This is a genomic window from Methylosinus sp. R-45379 (assembly GCF_001644125.1).
Taxonomy (GTDB): Bacteria; Pseudomonadota; Alphaproteobacteria; order Rhizobiales; family Beijerinckiaceae; genus Methylosinus.
Genome location: NZ_LUUM01000024.1, coordinates 1 through 26,552, shown reverse-complemented (window position 1 = coordinate 26,552; position 26,552 = coordinate 1). Strand labels below are relative to the sequence as shown.

The 26,552-nt window shown below is 65.0% G+C and carries 25 protein-coding genes; 22 read left to right on the top strand and 3 right to left on the bottom strand.

What is annotated here, in order from left to right; genetic code table 11:
* Positions 1 to 185: 185 nt before the first annotated feature.
* From A1351_RS01870 to A1351_RS01765, 22 genes are all read left to right on the top strand, one after another.
* Positions 186 to 632, top strand: a complete 447-nt coding sequence (locus A1351_RS01870) for a ferritin family protein (RefSeq protein WP_024878512.1) — start codon at positions 186 to 188, stop codon at positions 630 to 632.
* A gap of 130 nt (positions 633 to 762) precedes the next feature.
* Positions 763 to 1,770, top strand: coding sequence for a HupU protein (locus tag A1351_RS01865; RefSeq protein WP_157096044.1), 1,008 nt, complete (start codon positions 763 to 765; stop codon positions 1,768 to 1,770).
* Positions 1,767 to 3,209 carry a nickel-dependent hydrogenase large subunit gene (locus tag A1351_RS01860; protein WP_064032001.1) on the top strand — a complete coding sequence of 481 codons (1,443 nt, stop codon included), beginning with the start codon at positions 1,767 to 1,769 and terminating at the stop codon, positions 3,207 to 3,209. Before A1351_RS01865 ends, A1351_RS01860 begins: the two co-directional genes overlap by 4 nt.
* 191 nt (positions 3,210 to 3,400) lie before the next feature.
* Positions 3,401 to 4,474: a hydrogenase small subunit gene (locus tag A1351_RS01855; RefSeq protein WP_024878509.1), complete on the top strand. Its 1,074-nt coding sequence runs from the start codon at positions 3,401 to 3,403 to the stop codon at positions 4,472 to 4,474.
* 205 nt (positions 4,475 to 4,679) lie between these two features.
* Positions 4,680 to 6,470 (top strand): nickel-dependent hydrogenase large subunit, encoded by a 1,791-nt coding sequence (locus tag A1351_RS01850; protein ID WP_024878508.1) that lies wholly within the window; start codon positions 4,680 to 4,682, stop codon positions 6,468 to 6,470.
* A 12-nt stretch (positions 6,471 to 6,482) separates the two neighbouring features.
* On the top strand, positions 6,483 to 7,208 hold the full coding sequence (gene cybH / locus A1351_RS01845) for a Ni/Fe-hydrogenase, b-type cytochrome subunit (protein ID WP_024878507.1): 726 nt from the start codon (positions 6,483 to 6,485) through the stop codon (positions 7,206 to 7,208).
* 75 nt (positions 7,209 to 7,283) lie between these two features.
* Positions 7,284 to 7,865: a HyaD/HybD family hydrogenase maturation endopeptidase gene (locus A1351_RS01840; RefSeq protein ID WP_024878506.1), complete on the top strand. Its 582-nt coding sequence runs from the start codon at positions 7,284 to 7,286 to the stop codon at positions 7,863 to 7,865.
* Complete coding sequence (locus A1351_RS01835) at positions 7,862 to 8,083, top strand: hypothetical protein (protein ID WP_024878505.1); 222 nt, start codon at positions 7,862 to 7,864, stop codon at positions 8,081 to 8,083. Before A1351_RS01840 ends, A1351_RS01835 begins: the two co-directional genes overlap by 4 nt.
* Positions 8,084 to 8,096: 13 nt before the next feature.
* Positions 8,097 to 8,390 carry a HypC/HybG/HupF family hydrogenase formation chaperone gene (locus A1351_RS01830; RefSeq protein WP_024878504.1) on the top strand — a complete coding sequence of 98 codons (294 nt, stop codon included), beginning with the start codon at positions 8,097 to 8,099 and terminating at the stop codon, positions 8,388 to 8,390.
* Between the two features lie 176 nt (positions 8,391 to 8,566).
* A complete protein-coding gene (locus A1351_RS01825) occupies positions 8,567 to 9,007 on the top strand; it encodes a hydrogenase accessory protein (protein WP_024878503.1) in 441 nt (146 codons plus the stop codon).
* Positions 9,004 to 9,858: a hydrogenase expression/formation protein gene (locus A1351_RS01820; protein WP_024878502.1), complete on the top strand. Its 855-nt coding sequence runs from the start codon at positions 9,004 to 9,006 to the stop codon at positions 9,856 to 9,858. Before A1351_RS01825 ends, A1351_RS01820 begins: the two co-directional genes overlap by 4 nt.
* On the top strand, positions 9,855 to 10,052 hold the full coding sequence (locus tag A1351_RS01815) for a rubredoxin (protein WP_018266926.1): 198 nt from the start codon (positions 9,855 to 9,857) through the stop codon (positions 10,050 to 10,052). The genes A1351_RS01820 and A1351_RS01815 overlap by 4 nt, the downstream gene beginning before the upstream one ends.
* Complete coding sequence (hybE, locus tag A1351_RS01810; RefSeq protein ID WP_024878501.1) at positions 10,049 to 10,549, top strand: [NiFe]-hydrogenase assembly chaperone HybE; 501 nt, start codon at positions 10,049 to 10,051, stop codon at positions 10,547 to 10,549. Before A1351_RS01815 ends, hybE begins: the two co-directional genes overlap by 4 nt.
* Complete coding sequence (locus tag A1351_RS01805; RefSeq protein ID WP_064031999.1) at positions 10,546 to 11,598, top strand: nickel-dependent hydrogenase large subunit; 1,053 nt, start codon at positions 10,546 to 10,548, stop codon at positions 11,596 to 11,598. The genes hybE and A1351_RS01805 overlap by 4 nt, the downstream gene beginning before the upstream one ends.
* Positions 11,591 to 11,932 (top strand): hydrogenase maturation nickel metallochaperone HypA, encoded by a 342-nt coding sequence (gene hypA / locus A1351_RS01800; protein WP_026600022.1) that lies wholly within the window; start codon positions 11,591 to 11,593, stop codon positions 11,930 to 11,932. Before A1351_RS01805 ends, hypA begins: the two co-directional genes overlap by 8 nt.
* Entirely contained in the window at positions 11,932 to 12,912 is a 981-nt protein-coding gene (gene hypB, locus A1351_RS01795; RefSeq protein WP_064031998.1) for a hydrogenase nickel incorporation protein HypB, read from the top strand. Before hypA ends, hypB begins: the two co-directional genes overlap by 1 nt.
* Before the next feature lie 13 nt (positions 12,913 to 12,925).
* Positions 12,926 to 15,202 carry a carbamoyltransferase HypF gene (gene hypF, locus A1351_RS01790; protein WP_064031997.1) on the top strand — a complete coding sequence of 759 codons (2,277 nt, stop codon included), beginning with the start codon at positions 12,926 to 12,928 and terminating at the stop codon, positions 15,200 to 15,202.
* Between the two features lie 4 nt (positions 15,203 to 15,206).
* Entirely contained in the window at positions 15,207 to 15,437 is a 231-nt protein-coding gene (locus A1351_RS01785) for a HypC/HybG/HupF family hydrogenase formation chaperone (RefSeq protein WP_024878496.1), read from the top strand.
* A complete protein-coding gene (gene hypD, locus A1351_RS01780; RefSeq protein WP_064031996.1) occupies positions 15,434 to 16,567 on the top strand; it encodes a hydrogenase formation protein HypD in 1,134 nt (377 codons plus the stop codon). The genes A1351_RS01785 and hypD overlap by 4 nt, the downstream gene beginning before the upstream one ends.
* Complete coding sequence (gene hypE / locus A1351_RS01775) at positions 16,564 to 17,613, top strand: hydrogenase expression/formation protein HypE (RefSeq protein WP_064031995.1); 1,050 nt, start codon at positions 16,564 to 16,566, stop codon at positions 17,611 to 17,613. Before hypD ends, hypE begins: the two co-directional genes overlap by 4 nt.
* Positions 17,614 to 17,643: 30 nt before the next feature.
* Positions 17,644 to 19,140 (top strand): sigma-54 dependent transcriptional regulator, encoded by a 1,497-nt coding sequence (locus A1351_RS01770; RefSeq protein WP_198162192.1) that lies wholly within the window; start codon positions 17,644 to 17,646, stop codon positions 19,138 to 19,140.
* Positions 19,127 to 20,518: an ATP-binding protein gene (locus A1351_RS01765; protein WP_064031994.1), complete on the top strand. Its 1,392-nt coding sequence runs from the start codon at positions 19,127 to 19,129 to the stop codon at positions 20,516 to 20,518. The genes A1351_RS01770 and A1351_RS01765 overlap by 14 nt, the downstream gene beginning before the upstream one ends.
* Before the next feature lie 61 nt (positions 20,519 to 20,579).
* Here A1351_RS01765 and A1351_RS01760 read toward each other — a convergent pair whose 3' ends face one another.
* From A1351_RS01760 to A1351_RS01750, 3 genes are read right to left on the bottom strand one after another with little or no spacing between them, the layout of a single operon-like run.
* Positions 20,580 to 23,699, bottom strand: coding sequence for an efflux RND transporter permease subunit (locus tag A1351_RS01760; protein ID WP_064031993.1), 3,120 nt, complete (start codon positions 23,697 to 23,699; stop codon positions 20,580 to 20,582).
* Positions 23,700 to 23,714: 15 nt separating this feature from the next.
* Positions 23,715 to 24,875 (bottom strand): efflux RND transporter periplasmic adaptor subunit, encoded by a 1,161-nt coding sequence (locus tag A1351_RS01755; protein ID WP_036291345.1) that lies wholly within the window; start codon positions 24,873 to 24,875, stop codon positions 23,715 to 23,717.
* The gene (locus A1351_RS01750; RefSeq protein ID WP_024878489.1) at positions 24,865 to 26,523 is read right to left on the bottom strand and encodes an efflux transporter outer membrane subunit; all 1,659 of its coding nucleotides are present in this window, start codon (positions 26,521 to 26,523) and stop codon (positions 24,865 to 24,867) included. Before A1351_RS01750 ends, A1351_RS01755 begins: the two co-directional genes overlap by 11 nt.
* Between the last annotated feature and the right edge of the window lie 29 nt (positions 26,524 to 26,552).

The window sequence follows — 26,552 nt, the reverse complement described above, 5'->3', positions numbered from 1 at the left end:
AACGCCCGACCAGCGCGATCGGTCCAGAGAGCAGGCAACAATTGCTTTCTGAGGTCTTGCGGCGAGCGCGACGTAGACATAAATTCGGTAGAATTATCCCTGCGGGCCAATCGCGGACGTCGCGGCTCTCCAAGAGCCTACCCTCGTCCTCGCGGGCTCGAATAATCGCAAGAGGGGGGCGGGAAATGCAGTCCGTCGAGGAATTTCTGGCCTATACGATCAAGCTCGAACAGGACGCCGCCAGCCGATTCGGGCAATTGGCGGATGCGATGGACGCATCGGGAAATCGAGAGGTCGGAAAGCTGTTTCACAGATTGTCGAACGCGTCTCGCGCGCATTTGAACGAAGCGCGGGCTCGTTCCGGCTTCCGCGAAATTCCCGTCATGGAGCCCCGCGACTTCATGTGGCCGGATGAGGAAAGCCCCGAGAGCGCGGCGATCTGGGCCGCCGACCCGCTCATCGGCCGCAGACAGGCGCTGGAGGTCGCGCTGGCAGCGGAAACGGCGGGGCTCGAATATTACAGGAATATCTTCGTCACGACGACCGACCCGGAAATCAAGATGCTGGCGAGGCAGTTCGTCGACGAAGAGAGCGGCCACGTCACGGCTCTGCAAAAGTCGCTCGCAATATAGGGGCCGGAGAACGCCGGCCCGGCCCCGCCACAGACTGGATCGGATCATAGTCGGGGAACCCCATTCACGCGGCGTCGCTGCATCCGCTGCCGAACAGGATGACGCCGTTCCGCGAAACGGCACCTTCACTCTGCTCTGGCTGCAGGCCGGCAGCTGCGGCGGCTGTACGATGGCGGCGCTGGAGCGCGGCGCTTCCGGCTGGTTCGAGGAGTTGCGCGGCTTCGGCATACGTCTGCTCTGGCATCCGAGCGTCAGCGAGGAGACCGGCGAGGAAGCCCGCGCCATTCTCGCCCGCGTCGAGAGCGGCGAGGAAAGGCTCGGCGCGCTCTGCATAGAAGGCTCGATCCTCCACGGCCCGGAGGGCACCGGCCTCTTCAACAAGCTCTCCGGCACCGGACGCAGCATGCTGGATTGGGCGCGCGCTCTGGCGCCGCGCGCCGATTATTGCGTGGCGGTGGGAAGCTGCGCCGCTTTCGGCGGCGTGCCGGCCGGCGCGCCCGACCCCACCGACGCCAGTGGGCTGCAATATTCCGGCGTCGATATGGGCGGGGCGCTCGGCCCCGATTATCGCTCGGTCAAAGGGCTGCCGGTCGTCAATGTCTCCGGCTGCGCGCCGCATCCGGGCTGGATCATGGAAACGCTGCTCGCGCTGTCGCTCGGCCGTTTCACGCAGGCCGATATGGATGATTACGGCCGGCCGCGCATTTTCGCCGACCATCTCGCCCATCACGGCTGCAGCCGCAATGAATTCTACGAGTTCAAGGCCAGCGCCGAGGATGTCTCCGAGCGCGGCTGCCTAATGGAGCATTTGGGCTGCAAGGCGACGCAGGCGGTGGGCGACTGCAATCAGCGCGCCTGGAACGGCGGCGGCTCCTGCACGCAGGCGGGCTCGACCTGCATCGCCTGCACCTCGCCGAGCTTCGAGGCGACGCGCGGCTTCCATCGCACGCCCAAGATCGGCGGCATTCCGGTCGGCCTGCCGCTGGATATGCCGAAAGCCTGGTTCGTCGCGCTCGCCGCCCTCTCCAAATCGGCGACGCCCAGACGCGTGCGCGAGAACGCCCGCAGCGACCACGTCGTCCGCGCGCCGACGCCAAGCGCCGAGAAGAAACTTGGCGTTGAAAAGAAGAAGCCATGAGCCGCATAATCGTCGGGCCGTTCAATCGCGTCGAGGGCGATCTCGAGGTGACGCTCGACGTCGAGAATGGCGTGGTGCGCGAGGCGCGCGTCTCCGCCTCGCTCTATCGCGGCTTCGAGCAATTGCTGCTCGGCCGCCCGGCCGCCGACGCTCTGGCGATCGCGCCGCGCATCTGCGGCATTTGCTCGGTCTCGCAATCTCTCGCCGCCGCCGCCGTGCTGCGCGCCGCCCAGCCGATCGCGCCCGCGCCCAATGGGCTTCTGGCCACCAATATCGCCCATGCGGCGGAGAATATCGCCGACCATCTGACGCATTTCTACGTCTTCTTCATGCCGGATTTCGCCCGCGCCGCCTATGCCGGGCGGCCCTGGCATGCCGCCGCCGAGGCGCGCTTCAAAGCCGTCTCCGGCGCGGCGCTGCGCGAGGCGCTGCCAGCGCGCGCGCGCCTACTGGAAACGATGGGGCTGATCGCCGGCAAATGGCCGCACAGCCTCGCCTTCCGAGCCGGCGGCGTGACGCGGGCGCTGGCGCTGGGCGATGAGATGCGGCTGCGCGCCCTGCTCGCGGATTTTCGCGCCTTTCTCGAGCGCACGCTGTTTTCCGCGCCGCTCGAGGCCGTGACCGCCCTGTCCACCATCGAAGAGCTCGATCGCTTCGCGGACAGCGCCGCCGGCGATTTTTCCGCCTTTCTCCGCATCGCCCGCGATCTTCGCCTCGAGGAGATGGGACGCGGCCCCGGCCTGCTGCTCTCCGCAGGAGCCTATCTCGGGCCGGAGGGCCATCGCTTCCCCGCCGGTCTCCTCGACACGAAGACGGGTGGCCTGCGCGAGCCGCCGCTCGATCATATCGAGGAGGATGTCTCGCACGCCTATATGCGCGACACCGTCGCCGATCCCGCCCTTTCCGACACGCTGCCGGATATTCACCGCGAGGGGGCGTATAGTTTCGCAAAGGCGCCGCGGCTCGAGGGCCGCGCGGTGGAGGTGGGCGCGCTGGCGCGTCAGGCCGTCGCCGGCCATCCGCTGATCCGCGACCTGCTCGCGGGCGGCGGCTCCACTGTCCTCGCCCGCATCGTCGCGCGCGTCCTGGAGATCGCGATGCTCACGCAGGCGATGGAAGATTGGACCCGCGCGCTGGCGCCGAGCGAGCCCTATTGCGCGCCCGACGCGCCGCTCGCCGACGGCGCCTTCGTCGGCTTCGTCGAGGCGGCGCGCGGGACGCTCGGCCATTGGGCGAGCTTCCGCGACGGGCAGATCGAGCGCTATCAGATCATCGCGCCGACGACCTGGAATTTCTCGCCGCGCGACGCCGCCGGCATTCCCGGCCCGCTGGAGCAGGCGCTGGCGGGGCTTTGCGTGGGCGAAGACGGCGCGACCAATGTCGCGGTGCAACATATCGTGCGCTCATTCGACCCCTGCATGGTCTGCACGGCGCATTGACTGTCTAGACTCTTTCCGCGACTGGAAAGCCGCTTCTCCTCACAGCGCCCTCCGCGAGCGAAGAGATTTTCGGCAATCGCCTGAGAGCCTGGAAAGATTCTCCTTATCCTCACGCTGGCCCACAACTTGCGGTCCTTTCGGCAAGCGGCGCCGTCGCGCGAATGCCGCATTGCACAAGGGTGGGGAAGGAAATGGCCGCCATCGAAACCTTCTACGACGTCATTCGCCGTCAGGGCGTCACGCGCCGCAGCTTCACCAAATTCTGCTCGCTCACCGCGGCGAGCCTCGGCCTCGGTCAGACCGCCGCCACGCAAATGGCGCATGCGCTGGAGACCAAGCCGCGCATTCCGGTGATCTGGATGCATGGGCTCGAATGCACCTGCTGCTCGGAGAGCTTCATCCGCTCGGCGCATCCGCTCGCCAAGGATGTCGTGCTGTCGATGATCTCGCTCGACTATGACGACACGATCATGGCGGCGGCCGGACATCAGGCCGAGGCGATACTGGAAGAGACCAAGGAAAAGTACAAGGGCAAATATATTCTGGCCGTCGAGGGCAATCCGCCGCTGAACGAAGGCGGCATGTTCTGCATCGACGGCGGCAAGCCCTTCGTCGAAAAGCTGAAATGGATGGCCGAGGACGCCATGGCGATCATCGCCTGGGGCGCCTGCGCCTCCTGGGGCTGCGTGCAGGCGGCCAAGCCCAATCCGACGCAGGCGACGCCGATCGACAAGGTCATCAAGGACAAGCCGATCATCAAGGTGCCGGGCTGCCCGCCCATCGCCGAGGTGATGACCGGCGTCGTCACTTACGTCACCACTTTCGGCCGGCTGCCGGAGCTCGACCGGCAGGGCCGGCCGAAGATGTTCTATTCGCAGCGCATCCACGACAAATGCTATCGCCGCCCGCATTTCGACGCCGGCCAATTCGTCGAGGAATGGGACGATGAGGCGGCGCGCAAGGGCCATTGCCTCTACAAAATGGGCTGCAAGGGTCCGACCACCTATAACGCCTGCTCCACCGTGCGCTGGAACGGCGGCGTCTCCTTCCCCATCCAGTCCGGCCATGGCTGCATCGGCTGCTCGGAAGAGGATTTCTGGGACAAGGGCTCCTTCTACGACCGGCTGACCAAGATCAACCAGTTCGGCATAGAGCATAACGCCGATGAGGTGGGCCTCGCGGCCGCGGCCGTCGTCGGCGGCGCCGTCGCCGTCCATGCGGGCGTCACCGCGGTGAAGCGCATCACGACCAAGCACGAAGGGTAGGAGCAAAAGCGCGCGCCCCCTCGCCCTCATGCTGAGGAGGCTCCCCGCAGGAGCCGTCTTAAAAGCACGAAGGCGAGCTACAGAGGGCGCGCGTGACGGCTCCCTCGTCCTTCGAGACGCGGCCTGCGGCCGCTCCTCAGGATGAAGGAGCGTTCGTCCTATCCCCCGGAACACAAGAAGCAAACGCCGCCGAGGAAACGCGATCATGGGCATTCAGACGCCGAACGGCTTCAATCTCGACAATTCCGGCAAGCGCATCGTCGTCGATCCGGTCACGCGCATCGAGGGTCATCTGCGCGTCGAGGTCAATGTCGACAAGAATAATGTGATCCGCAACGCCGTCTCGACCGGCACCATGTGGCGCGGCATCGAGGTGATCTTGAAGGGCCGCGATCCGCGCGACGCCTGGGCCTTCACGCAGCGCATCTGCGGCGTCTGCACCGGCACACATGCGCTCACCTCGGTGCGCGCGGTGGAGAACGCCCTCGGCATCACCATCCCCGAGAACGCCAACTCCATCCGCAATATGATGCAGCTGGCGCTGCAGGTGCACGATCATCTCGTGCATTTCTATCATCTGCATGCGCTCGACTGGGTCGATGTGGTCTCGGCGCTCTCCGCCGATCCCAAGGCGACCTCGGCGCTGGCGCAGTCGATCTCCGATTGGCCGCTGTCCTCGCCCGGCTATTTCAAGGATCTGCAGATCCGCCTGCGGAAATTCGTCGAATCGGGACAGCTCGGCCCGTTCAAGAACGGCTATTGGGGCCATGCGGCCTATAAGCTTCCGCCGGAAGCGAACCTCATGGCCGTCGCGCATTATCTCGAGGCGCTCGATTTCCAAAAGGAGATCGTGAAGGTCCAGACGATCTTCGGCGGCAAGAATCCGCATCCGAACTGGCTCGTCGGCGGCGTGCCCTGCGCCATCAATGTCGATGGCAATGGCGCGGTCGGCGCGATCAATATGGAGCGCCTCAATCTGGTGACCTCCATCATCGATCAATCGATTGAATTCGTCGAGAAGGTCTATCTGCCGGATGTGCTCGCCATCGGCTCCTTCTACAAGGACTGGCTCTATGGCGGCGGCCTCTCCGGCAAGAATGTCATGGCCTATGGCGATATTCCCGAGCACGCCAATGACTTTTCCCCCGGCAATCTCGGCCTGCCGCGCGGCGTGATCCTCAATGGCAATCTGAAAGAGATTTTCCCGGTCGATCACACCGATCCGGAGCAGATCCAGGAGTTCGTCACCCATTCCTGGTACAAATATCCGGACGAAACCAAGGGGCTGCATCCCTGGGACGGCGTCACCGAACCCAATTACAAGCTCGGCCCCAACGCCAAGGGCACGCCGACCAATATTCAGGAGCTGGACGAAGCCGGCAAATATTCCTGGATCAAGGCGCCGCGCTGGCGCGGCAACGCCGTCGAGGTGGGGCCGCTGGCGCGCTACATCGTCGGCTATGCGCAGGGCAAGCCGGAGTTCAAGGAGCCGACCGACGAGTTTTTAAAGAAGCTCGGCGTGCCGGTCACGGCGCTGTTCTCGACGCTCGGCCGCACGGCGGCGCGCGCGCTGGAGGCGCAATGGGCGGTGCGCAAGATGGAGCACTTCCAGAACAAGCTGATCGCCAACATCAAGGCCGGCGATTCCTCCACCGCCAATATCGACAAATGGAATCCGCAGGCCTGGCCGAAGGAGGCCAAGGGCTTCGGCTTCACCGAGGCGCCGCGCGGCGCGCTCGCCCATTGGATCAAGGTGAAGGACGGCAAGATCGAGAATTACCAGTGCGTCGTGCCGACGACCTGGAACGGCAGCCCGCGCGATCCCAAGGGCAATATCGGCGCCTTCGAGGCCTCGCTGATGGACACGCCGCTGGCCGATCCGCAGAAGCCGCTGGAGATTCTGCGCACCATCCACTCCTTCGACCCCTGCCTCGCCTGCTCCACGCATGTGATGAGCGAGGACGGTCAGGAGATGACGCAAGTCAAGGTTCGCTGAGGAGGCGAGGTCATGACCGAGGCGACGCAAATCCATGGCGTGCTCGACGCTCACGGCGAAAAAGCCGCCGAGCTGCAGAGCGTCTATGTCTATGAGGCGCCGGTGCGACTCTGGCACTGGATCAATGCGGCGGCGATCGTCGTGCTGGCGACGACGGGCTATTTCATCGCCTCGCCGCTGCCTTCGACTCCGGGCGAAGCGAGCTCGCAATTTCTGATGGGCTATATTCGCTTCGCCCATTTCTCGGCGGGCTATGTGCTCGCCGTGGCGCTGCTCCTGCGCATCTATTGGGCTTTCGTCGGCAATGAGCACGCCAAGCAGATTTTCTATCTGCCGGTGTGGGACCGCCAATGGCTCTCGGGCGTTCTCTATGAGGCGGGCTGGTACGCCTTTTTGGTGAAGCGGCCGAAGAAATACATCGGCCATAATCCGCTCGGCCATCTGGTGATGCATCTCTTCATGCTCAACCTGGCCTTTCTGGTGGTGACGGGCTTCGCGCTCTACTCCGAGGGCGCCGGCCGGGACAGCTGGCAGTACAAGCTGTTCGGCTGGGTGTTCGCGATCTGGCCGAACAGCCAGGACGTCCATACTTGGCATCATCTCGCAATGTGGGGCGTCGTGCTCTTCGTGATCATCCACATCTACACCGCCGTGCGCGAGGACATCGTCTCCCGCCAGAGCCTCATCTCCTCGATGATCTCCGGCGAGCGCGTGTTCCGCGACGAAGCCGACAAGTGACGCCATTGCGTGGCGGCGACGCGGCTCGACGGCGCCTCGCCGCCATGGCTTGTGAGAAGTGACTGAGGAGACGCGATGCGCACTCTCATTCTCGGCATAGGCAATATTCTCTGGGCCGATGAAGGCTTCGGCGTGCGCGCGGTGGAAGAGTTCCATGCGCGCTATGAGACGAGCGGCGACGTCACCATTCTCGACGGCGGCACGCAGGGCCTCTATCTGGTGCAATTCGTCGAGGCCTGCGATCAGCTCCTCGTCTTCGACGCCATAGACTATGGGCTCGAGCCCGGAACCTTGCGCATCGTGCGCGACGGCGAGGTTCCGCGCTTCATGGGCGCGAAGAAGATGAGCCTGCATCAGACCGGCTTTCAGGAGGTGCTCTCCGCGGCCGATCTGCTCGGCCGCTATCCGTCGCGCCTCGCGCTGATCGGCTGCCAGCCGCAGGACCTCGAGGATTGGGGCGGCCCGCTGACGCCGCCGGTCGTCGCCGCGATCGAGCCCGCGCTCGCCGCAGCGGTCGCGACGCTGACCGAATGGGGCGTCGAGTTCAGCCCGCGCGCGGAGAGCGCGCAGAGCTTCCAGCGCCTGCTGGGGCATGACCTCGACCACAATGCCTATGAGAGGCGCCTCGGCGCCGCCGATGAGGAGACGAGACCATGAAGGCGATCCGTTTCGCGGCTGCGGCCGCCGCTTTTCTGCTTCCGGCGACGGCCATGGCGCATCCGGGCGCGCATCCGAATGATCTCGCCTATGACATCATCCATATTTTCACCGAGCCGGATCATCTGCTCGCCATGGCGATGGCGCTCGGCTGGGGCGCGATGGTCGTCGCCGTGGGCCTCTGGTTCAAGCCCTGGCGCGCCTCGTCCTGGCGCTGAGGGAATCGCGAGCATGTGCGTCGGCTTTCCCATGACCGTCGTCGAAGGCGACGCTTTCGAAGCGCAGTGCGAGCGGCGTGGCGAACGTCACGCCGTCTCCATGGCGCTGGTCGGCGCGCAGCCCGCCGGGACGCAGGTGCTGGTCCATGTTGGCACTGCCGTCCGCGTATTGGACCCGCTCGAGGCCGCGCAGATCGACGACGCTCTGGATGCGGTGGAAAAAGCCCTCGCCGGCGAGAATGTCGATCACCTTTTCGCCGACCTGGTCGATCGCGAGCCGCAGCTGCCGGAATTCCTGCGGAAGTAACGACCCTGGAAAGCTGCCGCACAAAGCGGTAAGCTGCTTTCCAGGCACAGCCTGTCAAGTCTTCGGCTCCGACTGGAAAGCTTCTTTCGACTCAGTCGCCTAGCTCGTCGCCGTCGCGAGCCGCCCATGGCATGACGATTGCGGCCTCCTCGGCAAAAATAAAATGGGAGGACCGCATGTCCGGGTCGTTGCAGCTCGCGCTGAGCGAAAAAACCGGCGTCGCTCTGCTGGACGAGACCAATATCGACGCTTTTCTGGCCCCGCCGCCCGGCGCGAGCGCGCATACGCTGCTCTTCTTCGGCGGCGATCCGGACCAGCGCAGCGAGACCCATGATGTGGCGATCATCTTTCCACAGCTGGTCAAAGCCTTCGCCGGAAGGCTGCGCGCCGCCATCATCGCGCCCGCCGCGGAAAAGGCGCTGGAAGGACGCTTCAGCGTCTGCGTCTATCCGAGCCTCGTCGTGACCTTTGGCCGCGAGAATCTCGGCGTGCTGCCGAAAGTCTATGACTGGTCCGAATATCTCTCGCGGATCGAGGCGCTGCTGCAATTGCAGGCCGCGCCGGCGAAAGAGCCGCGCGTGCGCATCACCTTCACGGAAGGGGAGACGAGCTCATGAAAGCCGGATTCTGGGTTTCGCCGGACGGCGCCGACGAAGCGATGACGGTCATGCCGATCGGCTATGACGCCGAGGCGGAGACCAAGCGCAGCGTCATCGCTTTTCTCGCGACCGCGACCGGCGAGCAGGCGGTGGCGGAATGTCCGCGCGCGGCGGCTCTGCTGCCGCAGCTCGCCGATGCGCTCGCCGCGCAACGCGCCGATGCGCCGAGCAAGCTCTTCGACATTACCGATTATGAGGCGAAAGAGCGCGAGCTGATCGGCCAGGTGCTCGGCGAGGGCGAGGTGAGCGGCGTCGCCGCCCTCCCCGACGGCGTCACTGCGCAAATCCTCGAGGCCTCCATGGCGGGCCTGTGGCGCGTACGCTTCACCGACGCACAAGGACGGCTCACCGCCGATTATCTCGAGATCGCCGCCATTCCCCATGTCGTCGAGCGCGCAGCGGAAATCACCGCCGAGCGCATCGCCATCGGCGCGGAGCCGGAGGGCGCGATGAATGTGATGCCCATGCTGGCCGAGATCGACGCGCGCATGCGCGCGCACAAGCCCGGCGATCCGTCGCATGTCATCAATTTCTCGCTGCTGCCCGTGTCGGAGATCGACATGGAGCATTTGCAGCAAACGCTCGGCAACGGCCCCGTGCAGCTGATCTCGCGCGGCTATGGCTCGGCCAAGATCACCGCGACCGGCGCCCGCAATGTGTGGTCGGTGCAATTCTTCAACGCCATGGGCACGATCATCCTCGACACGTTGGAGATCGGCGACACGCCCGCCGCGGCTTGCGCCGCCGATGAGGATTTCCACGATTCGGCGGAACGTCTGCGCGAGATTCACGAGGCCTATTTCACATGAGCGATGAAACGCTTCGCGATATCGCCCCGGACGCGCGCATGGAATGCGGCGTGTGCTGGCATGTCTATGATCCGGCCGAGGGCGATCCCGTCTGGCAGATTCCGCCGGGCGTCGCCTTCGCCGATCTTCCCGCCGATTGGCGCTGCCCCGAATGCGACGCGCCGCAAGAGAAATTCTTGAGGTGCGAGAATTGAGCGACGCCGCGGCGAGAGGCGAGAAGCTCGCGGATTTCTACCGCCGCGTCCATGAGACGTCGATGCGGGACTCCGGCCTCTGCAACGAGGCGCTCGCCGTCGAGCCGGTGGGCTTTCGCGACTTCGGCCCTTATGCGCTGGGCGTGATCGTCACGCCCTGGTTCGCCAATCTCGTCGTCACCGCGCCGTGCGAGGGCGCCGATGCGCCCTTCCCCGATCCGGCGCGGCTGCAATTGCGCTTTCCGGCCGGCGACGTCGATTTCAATGTCAGCGAGATCAACGGCTTCGGCCGCATCGCCGCCTGCTCGCTGTTCTCGCCCATGGATGATTTCGCCGATCACGACGCCGCACGGACCGCTGCGCGCGCGGCGCTGGACGCACTGCTCGATCCGGCGATGAGCGAAGCGCCGAAGCGCGAGCCGGAGCCTGCCAGCGCGCTCGATCGGCGCGCATTGTTCGGCGGCCGTCGACGCGGCGACGAAGAGGCCTCGCCATGAGCGTAGGCGCCGATCTCGGAGGGCTCGGCCCCGGCGCGATCTCCATCGTCGCCGAGATCGCCGATGATCGCATCTGCTCGGTGCGCGTGCGCTCGAGCCGGCCCGCGCATCTCACGCGTCTGTTTCACGGCCGCCCCGCCGCGGAAGTGGCGCCGCTCGCCGGACGGCTGTTCTCGCTCTGCGGCCTCTCCCACGCCTTCGCCGCCTCGCGCGCCATCGCCGCGGCGCGCGGAGAAATTCGCAAGCCCACGCCGCAAAATCTCGTCGCGCTCGATTGCGAGCGCCTCTCCGAGACATTGCGCGCGCTGACGACACTGGCGGAGGACGCGGTTCCGCCGACCGCCCTGCGCGCCGTGCTGACGCTGACGCGCGAGCTCGCGACAGGCGACGCGCGCGACCGCGGCGCGACGGCCGCAAAGCTACGCGCCGAGACGGCGAAGCTCGGCCTGCCGGACGACGTGAGCGGCGATACGCCTTTCGGCAAATTAGCGCGCGAGCTGGCGCGCAGCCCCGCCATAGCCGCGAGCGCGCCCGATACGCTGCGCGCGGAGGACGACGACGCCGTGCTGGAAGGAATAAGGGCGCAGGGCGAAAGCTTCAGCGCTACGCCCAGCATCGCCGGCCGCGCACCGGAGACCGGCGCCTTCGCGCGTCATTGGCGCGAGACCGATCTGTCGCGCGGCGCAATCTGCGCGCGCCTTTCCGCGCGCATGATCGATCTCGATCGGCTCGTGACGCGCCTCTCCAACGGCGCGGAAGACGCCTTCCGCAGCGAGGCTCCCGCTGCGCGCGAAGCCTATTGCGCGGTCGAAACTTCGCGCGGAGAGCTGTATCATTGGGTTCGGCTCACACCGGACGATAGGATCGAGAATTATGCGATCGTCGCGCCGACAGAATGGAATTTCCATCCCGCCGGACCCTTCGTCGCCGCCCTGCTCGGCGCGCGAATTCCGCGCGCCGCGGCGGCGCAGACGATCGCGCGCCTCGCGGGCCTCTTCGATCCCTGCGTCGCCTTTCGCGTCGAGCTGCGCGAGGCCGCCTATGCATGAGATGGCGCTGACCGAGAGCATTGTCGAGCTGATCGAGGAGGAGAGCCGCAAGCAGGGCTTTTCCCGCGTGCGCGTGGTGCGGCTCGAGATCGGCGCGCTCAGCCATGTGGAGCCGGAGGCGATCCGCTTCTGCTTCGAGGCGGTGGCGCATGGCGGAATCGTCCAAGGCGCGCGGCTCGACATCGTGCGCATTCCCGGCGAAGGCTGGTGCCTCGATTGCGCCAAGACCGTCGCCGTCGAAGAAAGATTTGGTCCTTGCCCGGACTGCGGCGGATATCATGTCCAAGTCACCGGCGGCGAGGATATGCGGGTGCAGGAACTGGAGGTCGACTAATGTGCACGGTCTGCGGATGCGGAACGTCCAGCATCGAAGGAAAGCCAGAACATAGCCACGACCATCCGCATGATCATGCGCATGGCCCCGCTCACGATCATCATCATGGTCATGACCATGATCACGATCATCATCATGATCACGATCACGGCCATCATCATGATCACCAGCATCCGCACGATCATGACCATCCTCACGCGCATGATCACGATCACGCGCATGATGATCACGGCCATCGCCACGATTACGGCTCCGGCCCCGCGGGCGTTCATGTTCCCGGCCTCAGCCAGGAGCGCATCGTTCGCATAGAGCGCGACATTCTCTCCAAGAACAATGACCACGCCCGCGAGAACCGGGTGCGCTTCGAGCAGTCGGGCGTCTTCGCGCTCAATTTCGTGTCCAGCCCCGGCTCCGGCAAGACGCAGCTTCTCGTGCGCACGATCAGCGATCTGAAAGATCGCTTCCCCATTTCCGTCATCGAAGGCGATCAGCAGACTTCCAATGACGCGGAGCGCATCCGCGCGACCGGCGTTTCGGCCTTGCAGATCAACACCGGCAAGGGCTGCCATCTCGATGCGCATATGGTCTCGCGCGCGCTGGCCGAGCTCACTGTCGCGCCCTCCTCGCTGCTCTTCATCGAGAATGTCGGCAATCTCGTCTGCCCCGCAGCCTTCGATCTCGGCGAGGCCCATAAGGTCGTCGTGCTCTCGGTGACGGAGGGCGAGGACAAGCCGCTCAAATATCCCGAAATGTTCGCGGCCTCCGATCTGATGCTGCTGAACAAATCCGATCTTCTGCCGCATGTGGAGTTCGATGTCGGGCGTTGCCTCGCCAATGCGCTGAAGGTCAATCCAGACCTGCAGACATTGGTCGTCTCCGCGCGCACCGGCGAGGGCATGGCGGCTTTCTACGCCTGGATCGAGGCGCGCGCCGCGCGAGCAGCCGCGAGAAGCGCACGCGCCGCCGCCGCGGCGAAGTGAGGAGAAAAGGCTTATGCCGTCGAGCGAGGCGACGAGGCTGAGGCTGCGCGTGACCGGCGCCGTGCAGGGCGTCGGCTTTCGGCCCTTCGTGCATTCGCTCGCCGATCGCTATGCGCTCGCCGGCTTCGTGCGCAATGATTCGCAAGGCGTGCTGATGGAGGTGGAAGGCGCGCGCGTCGATGATTTCGTCGCGGCGCTGAAACGCGAGCCGCCGCCGCTCGCGCGCATCGACACGTTGGAATGCGAGACGATCACGCCACTGCGCGACGCCAAATTCTCGATCGAGCCGAGCCACGACGGCAAGACACGGACGCGCATCACGCCCGACGCCGCCGTCTGCGACGACTGCCTGAATGATCTCTTCGATCCGAAGAGCCGTTTCTATCTCTACCCTTTCGTCAATTGCACCCATTGCGGCCCGCGCTACACGCTGACGCGGCGCCTGCCCTATGATCGCGCGCAAACCTCTATGGCGCCTTTCGCAATGTGCGACGATTGCGCGCGCGATTACGCCGATCCGACCAACAGGCGCTTTCACGCGCAGCCGATCGCCTGCCCGAAATGCGGTCCGCAACTCGCGTATCTGGGGCCGCATGATGCGAGCCTGAAGGCTCGCGGTCTAGGCGCCGCTATGGACCGCGAGCCTTCAGGCTCGCATCACGCCGCGCTCATCCAGCAAATCGTCGTAACTCTTCAGAGCGGCGGCATTGTCGCGCTGAAAGGGATCGGCGGCTTTCACCTCCTCTGCGACGCGCGCGATGAAACAGCCGTCGCCGAGCTGCGCCGCCGCAAGGGCCGCGACGCCAAGCCCTTCGCCATTATGGTCGCCGACACGGCTTCGGCGACTCGCGCCGGCCTGTTCAGCGAAGAAGAACTGCGCCTGCTGCAATCGCGCGCGCGGCCCATCGTCATCGTCGAGAAGCGCGAAGACTTCGCGCCTTCCGTCGTCCCCGGACTCTCACGCATCGGCGTCATTCTGCCCTATGCGCCGCTGCATCATCTGCTGTTTCACGCCGCCGCGGATCTGGCGCTCGTCGCCACCAGCGCCAATCCGAGCGGCGAGCCGCTGATCGTCGATGACGAAGAGGCGCGCGAGAAGCTCGCCTCCATCGCCAATCTGATCGTCGGCCATGATCGCGCCATCGTCGCGCGCGCCGACGACAGCGTCGCCGCCATCATCGCCGGCGCGCCCGCGCTTCTGCGCCGCGCGCGCGGCTTTGTTCCCGAGCCCATCGCTCTCGCGAATGACGGCCCCGACATTCTGGCGCTCGGCGCGCATCTCAAATCCACCATCACCGTCACGCGCGGACGCGAGGCTTTCGTCTCGACGCATATCGGCTCGCTCGACGATCGCGCGACGATCGATTTCTATCGCGAGACCATCGCGCGCATGCTCGATATTCTCGATGTGAAGCCCGAGCGCGTCGCCTGCGATCTCCACCCCGATCTCGCCTCGACGCGCTACGCCGAAGAGACGGGGCTGCCCGTCATTCGCGTGCAGCATCACGCCGCACATATCGCCGCCATCGCCGCCGAGCATAAAATCGAAGGCCCGATCCTCGGCGCTGCGCTCGACGGCTATGGCTATGGCGCCGACGGCGGCGCCTGGGGCGGCGAGCTTATGCTGGTCGATGAAGGCCATTGGCGCCGGCTCGGCCATATCGCGCCTCTGCCGCTGCCCGGCGGCGACCGCGCCGCGCGCGAGCCCTGGCGCATGGGCGTCGCCGCGCTCGCCGCGCAGGACCGCTGCGGCGATGTGTTCGATCGCTTTCCCGGCATGGAGCTCGCCGGCAAGGTGGCGATGCTGGCGAGCGCGCCGAATGTCGCTCGAACGACGAGCCTCGGCCGCATGTTCGACGCCGCCGCGGCGCTGCTCGGCGTGCGGCTCGTGCAGCAATATGAGGGACAGGCGGCGATGGAGCTGGAGGCGCTGTGCCAAAGCCCGCGCGCGCTGGCCAATGGCTACAGCATCGAGAATGACATTCTCGATCTGACCAAGCTCTTCGCCGCGCTGCTGAAGCCGGGCCTCTCCGCCTCGCAAGGCGCCGAGCTGTTTCATGGAACGCTGATCGAAGCGCTCGCGCAATGGCTTCGCGCGGCGGCGCAGGCGCGCGGCCAAACGCGCGTCGCTCTCGGCGGCGGCTGCATGATGAACAAAATTCTCGCGGAGGGCCTCGTCTCGCGCCTTCGCGATTTTGGAATAGAAGCGCTGCTCGCGCGCGCGGCGCCGACGAATGACGGCGGACTCTCGCTCGGCCAAGCCCATATTGCGCGAATGAGAAAGGTCTAACGAGATGTGCCTCGCCATTCCCGCTCGCGTTGAGGAGCTGCTGCCCGATGATATGGCGCGCGTCAGCGTCGATGGCGTCGGCAAGCTGGTGTCCGTCGCGCTCGTCGATGGCCTCGCGATCGGCGATTATGTCGTGCTGCATGTCGGTTATGCGCTCGCCAAGATCGATGAGGAAGAGGCGATGGCGACGCTCGCTCTGCTGCGCGAGGCCGCGGCGCTGGGAGACGCACAATGAAGCATGTCGACGAATATCGCGACGGCGATCTCGCCCGCGCCATAGCGCAGCGCATCGCTGCAGAAGCGCAGAGCGATCGGCAATATCGCTTCATGGAGTTTTGCGGCGGCCATACGCATGCGATCTCGCGCTATGGCATTGAGGATCTGCTGCCCGAGAATATTCGCCTCATTCACGGCCCCGGCTGCCCCGTCTGCGTGCTGCCGATGGGCCGCATAGACGACGCCATTCGCCTCGCCGCACGCGAGGAGGTCACGCTCTGCACCTATGCCGATCTGATGCGCGTGCCCGCCTCCGGCGGCTCCAGCCTGATGAAGGCCAAGGCCGACGGCGCCGATATTCGCATGGTCTATTCGACGCTCGACGCCATCGCCATCGCCGAGAAGGAGCCGCAGCGCCAGGTCGTGTTCTTCGCCATAGGCTTCGAGACGACCACGCCGCCGACCGCGCTCGCCATTCGCCTCGCGCAGAAGAAGGGCCTGACGAATTTCTCGATCTTCTGCAATCATGTGCTGACGCCGGCGGCGATGCAGGCCATTCTCGACACCGATGATGGCGTCGAGATCGAAGGCTTCGTCGGCCCCGCGCATGTCTCCACCGTCATCGGCTCCGCGCCCTATCGGCGTTTCGCGAGCGATTATCGCAAGCCCGTCGTCATCGCCGGCTTCGAGCCGCTGGATGTGCTGCAGGCCATTTTGATGCTGCTGCGGCAGATCAACGAGGGCCGTTACGAGATCGAGAATCAATATCGCCGCGCCGTCACCGAGAGCGGCAACGCCAAAGCCATCGATGAAGTCGCGGAGATATTCGAGCTGCGCGACACCTTCGAATGGCGGGGGCTCGGCGAGATTCCGCGCAGCGCGCTGAAGCTGCGCGAAGCCTACGCCGACTATGACGCGGAGCGCCGCTTCGCAATGGAAACCAAGCCGGCGCGCGACAATCCGGCCTGCGAATGCGGCGCGATTTTGCGCGGACAAAAGCGCCCGCAGGACTGCAAGCTGTTCGGCGTGGCCTGCACGCCAGAGACGCCCATGGGCTCCTGCATGGTCTCCTCGGAAGGCTCTTGCGCGGCCTATTGGGCTTATGGAAGATTCCGGCAATATCAAAACGAAACGCGGAAAGCGTCATGAACAAGCATGAGCCGGCAGGCCGCAAGCTCGATCTCCGCAATGGCCGCGTGGAGCTTTCGCATGGCTCCGGCGGACGCGCCATGGCGCGGCTGATCGGCGAGATTTTTCACGCCGCCTTCGACAATGAATGGCTCGCCGCCGGGAATGACCAGGCGGCCTTCGACATTCCCGCCGGACGCATGGCGATGACGACGGACGGATATGTCGTCTCGCCCTTGTTCTTCCCCGGCGGCGATATCGGCAAGCTCGCCGTGCATGGCACGATCAACGACATCGCCATGGCCGGCGCGCGGCCGCTGCATATGTCGGCGAGCTTCATCATAGAGGAAGGCTTTCCGCTCGCCGAGCTGAAGCTGATCGCGCAGAGCATGGGCGAAGCCTCGCGCGCGGCCGGCGTCGCCATCGTCACCGGCGACACCAAAGTGGTGGAGCGCGGCAAGGCGGACGGCGTCTTCATCTCGACGAGCTGCGTCGGGATCATTCCGGCCGGGCTCGCGCTGTCCGGCGACAAGGCGCGGCCGGGCGATGTCGTGCTGCTCTCCGGCTCCATCGGCGATCATGGCGTCGCAGTCATGTCGAAGCGCGAGAATCTCTCCTTCGATACAGAGGTGCTGTCCGACACGGCGGCGCTGCACGAGCTCGTCGCCGCTATGGTTGAGACGGCGGGCGGCGCCATTCGCCTGATGCGCGATCCGACGCGCGGCGGTGTGGCGGCGACGCTCAACGAGATCGCGCATCAATCGCGCGTCGGTGTGCGCATCGACGAGAAAGCCATTCCCATCGCGCCGCAAGTGGCCGCCGCCTGTGAGCTGCTGGGGCTCGATCCTCTGCATGTCGCCAATGAGGGCAAGCTCCTCGCAGTGGTTGCGCGCGAGGCCGCCGATGCGCTGCTCGCCACGATGCGCGCGCATCCGCTCGGCGTGCAGGCGGCGCACATCGGCGAGATCGTCGCCGATGTGCATTGCTTCGTGCAGATGACGACCGCCTTCGGCGGCGGCCGTATCATCGACTGGCTCTCCGGCGAGCAATTGCCGCGCATCTGCTAGAGTCCTTTTGTTTTGAGGCGAGGCGTCGAGATGAACAAGCGCGAGGACAGCCGCGAGATGGAGAGCGAGGCGACGCCGATCTCCCGCGGCGCCACTGTGCTCATCGTCGATGATGAGAAGCGTTCGCTCGAATCGCTGCGCCGCGTGCTCGGCGGCGCGTTTCAGATCGTCTGCGCCAGCAGCGCCGCCGAGGCGGAGGCCGTGCTCGCCGGCGATCTGGTGCAGGTGATCCTCTGCGACCAGCGCATGCCGGGCGAGAGCGGCGTCGAATTTTTGACGCGCGTGCGCGAGCATTGGCCGGAGCCGGTGCGCATGATCATCTCCGGCTATACGGATGCGGAAGACATTATCGCCGGCGTGAATGAGGCCGGCATTTTTCAATATGTCACCAAGCCCTGGGATCCCGACAAGCTCATCCAATCGGTGCGTGAGGCCGCGCAGCTCTATGCGGCGCAGAAGGATGGCGGCGCCGCGCCGCCGCTCGAGGCCAAGCCCTCGCATGAGCGATTGCAGCGGCTCGCCAGCGACAGGCGCCGCGCGGAACGGCGCATGTTCGAGTTCGGCCGCATCGTCCATGCACCGGAAAGCCCGATGCGCCAGACGCTCGCGCTAGCGCGGCGCGCGGCGGAATACGATATTTCCGTGCTCATCACTGGCGCCTCGGGCACGGGCAAGGAGCTGCTGGCGCGCGCCATTCATCACGGCTCGGCGCGCGGCGAGAAGAGTTTCGTCGTCGAGAATTGCGGCGCGCTGCCGGATGAACTGCTCGAGAGCGAATTGTTCGGCTGCAAGAAGGGCGCATTCACCGGCGCCTATCAGGATCGCGTCGGCCTGTTCGAGGTCGCCGATGGCGGCTCGATTTTTCTCGACGAGATCGGCGACACATCGCCTTCCTTTCAGGTGAAGCTGCTGCGCGTGCTGCAGGAGGGCGAGATTCGGCCGCTCGGGGCACAGCGCCCGCGCCGCGTCGATGTGCGCGTCATCGCCGCCACCAATCGCAATATCGTCGCCGATGTGGAGGCTGGACGCTTTCGCCGCGACCTCTATTATCGTCTCGCCGCTTTTCCCATCCATCTGCCGCCGCTCGTCGAGCGACGCTGCGACATCGCCATCATCGCCGCGCGCATACTCGTCGCCGTGAACCAGACCTTCAATCGTCGCGTGCCGGGCTTCGAGCCGGAGACGCTACGGCTGTTGGAGCGCTATGGCTGGCCCGGCAATGTGCGCGAGCTGCACAATGAGATTCAGCGCATGGTGGCGCTGAGCGACGGCGACGCCAATCTGCCGCCGGGCCTGCTGTCGCCTTGCATCGCCGATCATCGCGCGACGACCACATGCGACGACCAGCAGCGATTCACGCTGAAGGAGCGCGTCGAGATGCTGGAATGCGCGCTGATCAAGGAATCGCTGGAGCGCAACGGACGCAACATCAGCCATGTGGCCGACGAGCTCGGACTGTCGCGCGTCGGCCTGCGCAGCAAGATCGCGCGCTATGACATCTCCCGCGTCGTCGATGACGAAAGCTGACGTCAAATCCTACGCCAAGCATGGCGATCTCATCGCGCTCGTCGCGGGCAAGGAGGAGATTGCGCTGTCGGAAGGCGGCGAGTCCGTCTGGCTCGAGGTCATCAAGAAGATGGACGAGGTCTATGCGGACCTCATCGGCTATGAGGCCGATCTCGAGCGCAAGAATGGCGAGCTGGAAGCGGCGCGCAATTTCATTCAGAGCGTCATCGCCTCCGTCTCCGACGTGCTGATCGTCTGCGACGAGCGCGGCGCGATTCTGCAGGTCAATCCCGCTTTCGAGGCGCTCTCCGGACACGGCGAGGCGGAGCTGAAAGGCGCCTCGGTCGCGGCGCTGTTCGTCGCGGAGGACGAGGCGCGCGCCGCCGCCATCGTCGCCGGCCAGGCGCGCGATCCGACCAGCGTCGAATTGCGCTTTCGCACGAGCAACGGCCCTTCCGATCTCATGGCGATCAATTGCTCGCCGCTGTTCGACTCGGATGGGCGCAGAGCCGGCGCGGTCTTCACTGGCCGGCCGATCGGCGAATTGCGCCGCGCCTATGAGGCGCTGCATCGCGCCCATGTCGATCTGCAGCAGGCGCAATCGCGCCTCGTCGAGCAGGAGAAGATGGCGAGCCTCGGCCGGCTCGTCGCCGGCGTCGCGCATGAGCTCAATAATCCGATCAGCTTCGTCTATGGCAATATTCATACGCTCGACCGCTATCGCAAGGGGATCGCCGCCTATCTCGAGGCGATCCATGCGGGCGCGAGCGCCAAGGAGCGCGAGAAGCTGCGACGCGCGAGCGGCATAGACGCCATTCTCGCCGATCTCGAGCCGCTGATCGACGGCACGCTGGAGGGCGCTGTGCGCATCAGCGAGATCGTCAAGAATTTGCGCCGCCTCTCCTTCAGCACCAAGGCGCCGCGCGAGGCGGTGTCATTGTCGAAAGTGGTGGAGACCGCCGCGCAATGGGCCTCGCGCAGCAAGAAGGCGAAAGCGCGCATCGTCGCCGATCTAGAGCCGGAGCTCTACGCCTCGGGACAGAGCGGACAGATTCATTCCGTGCTGGTCAATCTCATCGACAATGCGCTCGACGCGGTGCGCGAGGCGGAGCGGCCGATCGTCTCCATCACCGCGCGCGGCGAAGACGATTGTGCGATCGTGATCGTCGAGGACAATGGCAAGGGCGTGCCGGAGGCGCTGCGCAGCCGCATCTTCGAGCCTTTCTTCACCACAAAGGCGGTCGGCGAAGGCACGGGGCTCGGCCTATGGATCAGCTATTCCATCGCCCATGAGCATGGCGGCTCTATCGAATACGACACATCGCCCAATGGCGGCGCGCGTTTCACGCTGCGGCTGCCGCGCGCGACGGAAGCCGAGACGCGCGAGTTGCGAACCTGAAGACCCGCGGCCCGAGTGGGGCGGAAGGCCGCGAGTCTTCGGCTCCGCATATGTCGTCTCCTCAGGAGGCGACAACGCGAATTCTAGTCTCGGCGTGCGCGTGATGCGCGTCCTCGAGATCGACAGCGCTCGCTTCGCGCGTTTTCGAGTGATCGGCGGCGAGCACGAGATAGACCGCCGGCAGCACGAAGAGCGTGAACAATGTGCCGATCGACAGGCCAGAGGCGATGACGAGGCCCATATTGTAACGCGAGGCCGCGCCGGCGCCGCTCGCCATGATGAGCGGCAGAACGCCGAGCACCATCGCCGCCGTCGTCATGAGGATCGGCCGCAGGCGGATCGACGTCGCTTCTATGATCGCGTCATATTTCGACTTGCCGAGATGCTGCTGCTCATTGGCGAATTCGACGATGAGAATGCCGTGCTTGCTGATGAGGCCCATCAGCGTGACGAGGCCCACCTGCGTGTAGATGTTGATGCTCGCGCCGCCGAAGCCCAGCATGATGAAGACGAGCGCGCCGGCGATCGACATGGGCACGGAGACGAGAATGATGAGCGGATCGCGGAAGCTCTCGAACTGCGCCGCGAGCGCCAGGAAGATGATGATGAGCGCGAAGCCGAAGGTCCCAGCAAAGCCGCTCGACTCCTGCACGAATTGCCGTGAGGAGCCGGCATAGTCGATCGTGTAGGAAGGCGGCAGCGTTTTTGCGGCGACTTCCTTCAACGTCTCCAGCGCCTCGCCGGCGATGACGCCGGGAGCGGCGACGCCGGAGATGGTGAAGGAGTTGATCTGCTGGAAGTGATTGAGCGACTCCGGCACGACCATGGTCTGGAACTTCGCCACCGTCGACAGCGGCACGGAGGAGCCGTCCGCGGTCTTGATGTAATAGTTCAAGATCTGATCCGGATTGAGCCGGAACTGTTGCGCCATCTGCGGGATGACTTTGTACGAGCGCCCGTCCAATCCGAAATATTGCGTGTAGCCGCCGCTCAAGCCAGTCGTGAGCGCGCCGCCGACATCGAGCATCCGCAAGCCGAGCTGCGCCGTCTTCTCGCGATCGATAACGAGCGACATCTGCGGCTGGTCGATCTTCAGATCGGTGTCGAGGAACATGAACTTGCCCGTCGCCAGCGCCTTGGAGAGGAAGTCGCGCGAGATATCGTTCATCTTGTCGAATGTGTCGGTGCTCTGCACCACGAACTGAATGGGCAGACCATTGGAGCCCGGCAGCGGCTGCGGCTGGAAGGTGACGAGACGCTGGCCCGGAACGGAGCGCGCGAGCTCCTGCTGCAGCGTCTGCTGCATCTGCTCGGCGGTAATCTTGCGCTTGTCCGGCGGCGTGAGAACGAGGCCGCCGAAGATGAGGCCGGGCGTGACGATCTGGAAGGAGCTCGTCATTTCGGGATGCTTGGCGAAGGTCTTGTAGACCTGATCGCCATAGAAGAGCTTCTGCTGCAATGTGGCGTTGGGCGCAGAGGTGGATTGCGCGAAGACGACGCCTTGATCCTCATTGGGCGCGAGCTCGTTCTTCGAATTCGAATAGAGCCAAAAGATGCTCGCGAGCACAATGCCGCCGAAAGCGAGCGTCACCGGCACGAAATGCAGGGAACGCGCCAGCAGATGCTGATAGCGATCCTTGACCCAATCCATCTTGGCGTCGATGAATTCGATGATGCGCGTTTCCAGCGTCTCCTCGCCGCGATGCGGCGCTTTCAACACCAGCGCGCAGCTCACCGGCGACAGCGTCAGCGCGATGACGGCGGAGACCGTCACGGCTCCCGCCAGAGTGAAGGCGAATTCGACGAAGAGCGCGCCGGTAAGGCCGCCCTGAAAGCCGATCGGCACATAGACGGCGATCAGCACGATGGTCATCGCGATGATCGGACCGGCGAGCTCGCGCGCCGCCTGGAAGGCCGCGTCGAAAGGCTTCATGCCGTCGGCGAGATGGCGATTGACGTTTTCGACGACGATGATCGCGTCGTCGACGACGAGGCCGATCGCCAGAACCAGCGCCAGCAGGGTGAGCAGATTGATCGAGAAGCCGAGCGCCAGCAGAATGGTGAATGTGCCGATGAGCGACAGCGGAATGGCGACGATCGGTATGACCACCGAGCGCCAGGAGCCGAGGAACATGAACACGACGCCGGTGACGATGAGTATCGCCTCGATCAGCGTGTGAATCACCTCGTCGATGGAGCTGTTCACGAAGTCGGTCGTGTCATAGACGATATCGCTGTTGAGACCCTGCGGCAGCGATTTCAAAATGTCGGGATAGGCTTCTTTCACGCCTTTGACGACATCGAGAAGATTGGCGTTGGGCGCGACGAGAATGCCGATATAGACTGCCTGCTTGCCATTGAAGGCCACGGCGGATTCGTAATCCTCCGAGCCGAGCGTGACATTGGCGACGTCGCGCAGCTTCACATTGGCGCCGTTCACCTGCTTGACGACGAGATTGCGGAACTCCTCGAGCGAATGCAGCGAGGTGGCCGCGGTGAGCGTGACCTGCACCATCTCGCCCTTGGTCGAGCCGAGGCCGGCGATATAGTCATTGCCCTGCAGCGAGGCGGAGAGCTCGCTGGCGGTGAGGCCATAGGCGGCGAGCTTGACCGGATCGAGCCATGCTCTCAGCGCGAAGGTCTTGCCGCCGATGAGCTCCGCCGTCTGCACGCCCGGCACGGATTGCAGGCGCGGCTGCACGACGCGGATCAGATAATCGGTGACCTGGCTCGATGTCAGAATATCGCTATTGAAGCCGATATACATGGCGTCGGTGGTCTGGCCGATCTTCACCGTGATGACCGGCCGCTGCACAGCGGACGGCAGCTGATTGAGCACCGAGTCGATCTTGGTGCTGATCTCGGTCAGCGCCTTGCCGGAATCATAGTTGAGCCGCAGATTGGCGGTGATGGTGCTGGTGCCGACCTGGCTCGTCGAGGTGAGATAATCGATGCCGTTCGCCTGCGCGATGGCGTTCTCGAGCGGCGTGGTGACGAAGCCGGCGACGGTCGCCGGATCAGCGCCGAAATAGGAGGTCGTCACCGTCACGACGGCGTTTTGCGTGCGCGGATATTGTAGCGTCGGCAAGGTGAAGAGCGAGCGCAGGCCCAGCACCAGGATCAAGAGGCTCACCACGGAGGCGAGCACCGGGCGACGCACGAAAATGTCGGTGAAACGCATGTTCGTCGTCTCCGTTCACTGATCCACGGGCTTGGGATTGGGATCGACCGGCGGCTGCTGCGTGTCGGAAATATTCAGCGGCGAACCGTTTCTCAGCTTCACCTGTCCGGCGGTGACGACGGTCGCCCCCTCCGTCACGCCCTCCAGCACGGCGACCTCGTCGCCGCGCGTCGCGCCGAGGCGCACAAAGGTCTGATGCGCCGAAAGGCCTGCGCCTTTTTCATCCGGCTTCTGCACGAGAAACACGGAATTGCCGAAAGGCGCATAGACGATCGCCGTCTGCGGCAGGGTGATGAGGCGCTCGGGCTTGCCGGTCGCAATGTCGATCTGCGCGAACATGCCGGGCTTCAGCTCGAGAGCGGAATTGGCGAGGCTGGCGCGCACCTGCACATTGCGGCTCGCCTGATCCACCTTGGAGTTGATCGCGACGATCTTGCCGGTGAATTTCTTATTCGGAAACGCATCGACGCCGGCGTCGATCGATTGGCCGACCTCTATGCCGTTCAGCGCCTGCTGCGGCAGAGTGAAGTCGAGATAGATGGGATCGAGCGCCTGCAGCGTCACGATGACAGAGCCGGCGCCGATATATTGGCCGAGATCGACCGCGCGAATGCCGAGCCGCCCGGCGAAGGGCGCGCGCAATGTCTTTTGCGCGATCACCGCCTCCTGCTGCGCGACTTCCGCCTCGGCGCTTTTGAGATTGGCGAGATCGGTGTCGACCGTCGCCTGGCTCGCGGCGTGAATCTTCAGCTGCGCCTGATCGCGCCGCAGATTTATGCCGGCGAGCTCTGCGGCCGCCTTTTGCGAGGCGAGCTTGGCGAGATCGGTGTCCTTGCGCAATTCCAGCAGCAGCTGGCCCGCCTCCACTTGCTGGCCGGATTGAAAGTGGATCTTCTCGACGATGCCGGAGGCCTCCAGCGAGAGATCGGCGCCGTTCACCGCGCGAAACGTGCCGACTGCAGTGAGCTTGGGCCGCCATTCCTGATAGCCCGCGGTCGTGACCGAGACGGTCTGCGGCGGGTTGGCCATGGAGGCGAGAAAGCCCTTGATCATCGTGTTGCGAAACACGTTGAAGCCATAGAGTCCGCCGAAGACGAGCGCGACGATCGCGAGCATGATCGCCATCGGCTTCGCCATGGGTCCGAAACGATCCTGCAGCAAGGTTCTAGCGACCATCTCGAGCTTCCTCCGCCTGGGCTCTGATCGCCGCGGCGATCGGCGATGTAGCGATAATATCCGTGGGTTTGGCCTGCGAGGCCGGCGTCTCGTCGATGCGGTTCCACCAGCCGCCGCCGAGCGATTGCAACAGCGCCGCCGTATCGGCGAAGCGCGCCGCCTGCGCCTTCACGCGGTTGAGCCGCGCGGTGAGCAGAGTCTGCTCGGCGTTGAGCACGATCGAATAGGTCGTCGAGCCGGCGCGATATTGCGCGCGCGCGATCTCGAGGCTTTCCGCTGCGGCTTTTTCCGCCGCCACTTGCGCACGCAGCGTGCCGGCGTCGTATTTCACCGCCTGCAGAGAATCGGCGACATTTTGGAAAGCGGAGATGACGGTGGAGCGATATTGCGCCTCCGACTGCTCGAAGGCCGCGACCTTGGCCTCGCGCGTGTGGAACAGCGAGCCGGCGTCGAAGGCCTTCGCCGAGGCCTGGGCGGCGAGCGTGTAGACCATTGTCTGCGGCGTGAACAAAGTGGTGAAATTCGTCGCCTGCGCGCCGCCCGTCGCGGTGAGCGAGAATTGCGGGAGCATGTTCGCCGTGGCGACGCCGATCTCCGCGCTGGCCTGATGCAGCTGATTCTCCGATGCGAGAATATCCGGCCGCTGGCGCACCAGAGTCGACGGCAGGCTGACCGGCAATTCGCCGGGCAGGCGCAGGCCGGAGAGATCGACCGCCTCGCCTTTGTCGGCGTTGGGGAAGCGGCCGAGATAGGCCATCAGCAGATTGCGGTTCTGCGCGCGCGCTTTTTCCAGCGGCGGCAGAGTGGCCTGCGCCTGCGCGAGCTGCGCGCGCTCGGACAGCACATCCGCCTGGCTGACGGCGCCGAGCTCGAAGCGCTTCTCGAGCAGATCGAGCTGCGTGCGATAGGCGGCGATGAGATCGCGCGTCACCTTGATCTGCGAGGCGTAGGAGGCGTCGGCGATGGCCGCGGTGACGACATTGGCGGTGAGCGCGAGATAGGTCGCCTCGAGCTGGAAGCGCTTCTGCTCGGCGGCGGCCGTGTCGCTCTCCAGCGTGCGCCAGGACTTGCCGAACACATCCGGCGCGAAGGACACCGACACATTTGCGTTGTGCAAGCCATAGACGAAGGTCGAGCTGGAGCTGGACGAGGAGGACGAAGACGATGATGACGACGAGCTAGAGGAAGTGAGGCCGGAATATTGCGCCGTCGTCGACTGCTGGCGCTGATAGCTGTCGCCGAGCGTCGCCTGCGGCAGGAAGGTCGCCGAATTGGCCTCTATCGTCTCGCGCGCCTGCCGCAGCGCCGCCTCGGCCGCCATTATGTCCGGGTGGTTCGCCACCGCCTCGGCGACAAGCGCGGAAATCTGCTTGGATCGGAACAGCTTCCACCATTCGCCGGGCACATCGCGGCCATGGGCGAAGCGCTGCGAGGCGCCGCCGGCGGCCGCCGCGGATTCGGTGGAAGCGCCAATCTTGCCATAGCCAGCGCTCGCCGGAGCGGGAGGCGGAACAAAATCAGGCCCGACCGCACATGCGGACAGCGTCAGCGCTGCGAAAGCAGCGGCGCTGCGAGCGGCGGCGGGCGGGATTCCCACATGAGGCGCGGTTTTCGCTTGTCGGAAGCGGCGTCGCGAAAATTTCGGCATGACCCTCTCGAAAACTGAACCGTTCAGTT

What these genes read in the sequence shown, in the direction of transcription:
- A1351_RS01870 (WP_024878512.1), top strand. Translation starts at nt 186, where the DNA reads ATGCAGTCCGTCGAGGAATTTCTGGCCTATACGATCAAGCTCGAACAG.
- A1351_RS01860 (WP_064032001.1), top strand. Translation starts at nt 1,767, where the DNA reads ATGAGCCGCATAATCGTCGGGCCGTTCAATCGCGTCGAGGGCGATCTC.
- A1351_RS01855 (WP_024878509.1), top strand. Translation starts at nt 3,401, where the DNA reads ATGGCCGCCATCGAAACCTTCTACGACGTCATTCGCCGTCAGGGCGTC.
- A1351_RS01850 (WP_024878508.1), top strand. Translation starts at nt 4,680, where the DNA reads ATGGGCATTCAGACGCCGAACGGCTTCAATCTCGACAATTCCGGCAAG.
- cybH (WP_024878507.1), top strand. Translation starts at nt 6,483, where the DNA reads ATGACCGAGGCGACGCAAATCCATGGCGTGCTCGACGCTCACGGCGAA.
- A1351_RS01840 (WP_024878506.1), top strand. Translation starts at nt 7,284, where the DNA reads ATGCGCACTCTCATTCTCGGCATAGGCAATATTCTCTGGGCCGATGAA.
- A1351_RS01835 (WP_024878505.1), top strand. Translation starts at nt 7,862, where the DNA reads ATGAAGGCGATCCGTTTCGCGGCTGCGGCCGCCGCTTTTCTGCTTCCG.
- A1351_RS01830 (WP_024878504.1), top strand. Translation starts at nt 8,097, where the DNA reads ATGTGCGTCGGCTTTCCCATGACCGTCGTCGAAGGCGACGCTTTCGAA.
- A1351_RS01825 (WP_024878503.1), top strand. Translation starts at nt 8,567, where the DNA reads ATGTCCGGGTCGTTGCAGCTCGCGCTGAGCGAAAAAACCGGCGTCGCT.
- A1351_RS01820 (WP_024878502.1), top strand. Translation starts at nt 9,004, where the DNA reads ATGAAAGCCGGATTCTGGGTTTCGCCGGACGGCGCCGACGAAGCGATG.
- A1351_RS01815 (WP_018266926.1), top strand. Translation starts at nt 9,855, where the DNA reads ATGAGCGATGAAACGCTTCGCGATATCGCCCCGGACGCGCGCATGGAA.
- A1351_RS01805 (WP_064031999.1), top strand. Translation starts at nt 10,546, where the DNA reads ATGAGCGTAGGCGCCGATCTCGGAGGGCTCGGCCCCGGCGCGATCTCC.
- hypA (WP_026600022.1), top strand. Translation starts at nt 11,591, where the DNA reads ATGCATGAGATGGCGCTGACCGAGAGCATTGTCGAGCTGATCGAGGAG.
- hypB (WP_064031998.1), top strand. Translation starts at nt 11,932, where the DNA reads ATGTGCACGGTCTGCGGATGCGGAACGTCCAGCATCGAAGGAAAGCCA.
- hypF (WP_064031997.1), top strand. Translation starts at nt 12,926, where the DNA reads ATGCCGTCGAGCGAGGCGACGAGGCTGAGGCTGCGCGTGACCGGCGCC.
- A1351_RS01785 (WP_024878496.1), top strand. Translation starts at nt 15,207, where the DNA reads ATGTGCCTCGCCATTCCCGCTCGCGTTGAGGAGCTGCTGCCCGATGAT.
- hypD (WP_064031996.1), top strand. Translation starts at nt 15,434, where the DNA reads ATGAAGCATGTCGACGAATATCGCGACGGCGATCTCGCCCGCGCCATA.
- hypE (WP_064031995.1), top strand. Translation starts at nt 16,564, where the DNA reads ATGAACAAGCATGAGCCGGCAGGCCGCAAGCTCGATCTCCGCAATGGC.
- A1351_RS01770 (WP_198162192.1), top strand. Translation starts at nt 17,644, where the DNA reads ATGAACAAGCGCGAGGACAGCCGCGAGATGGAGAGCGAGGCGACGCCG.
- A1351_RS01765 (WP_064031994.1), top strand. Translation starts at nt 19,127, where the DNA reads ATGACGAAAGCTGACGTCAAATCCTACGCCAAGCATGGCGATCTCATC.
- A1351_RS01760 (WP_064031993.1), bottom strand. Translation starts at nt 23,699, where the DNA reads ATGCGTTTCACCGACATTTTCGTGCGTCGCCCGGTGCTCGCCTCCGTG.
- A1351_RS01755 (WP_036291345.1), bottom strand. Translation starts at nt 24,875, where the DNA reads ATGGTCGCTAGAACCTTGCTGCAGGATCGTTTCGGACCCATGGCGAAG.
- A1351_RS01750 (WP_024878489.1), bottom strand. Translation starts at nt 26,523, where the DNA reads ATGCCGAAATTTTCGCGACGCCGCTTCCGACAAGCGAAAACCGCGCCT.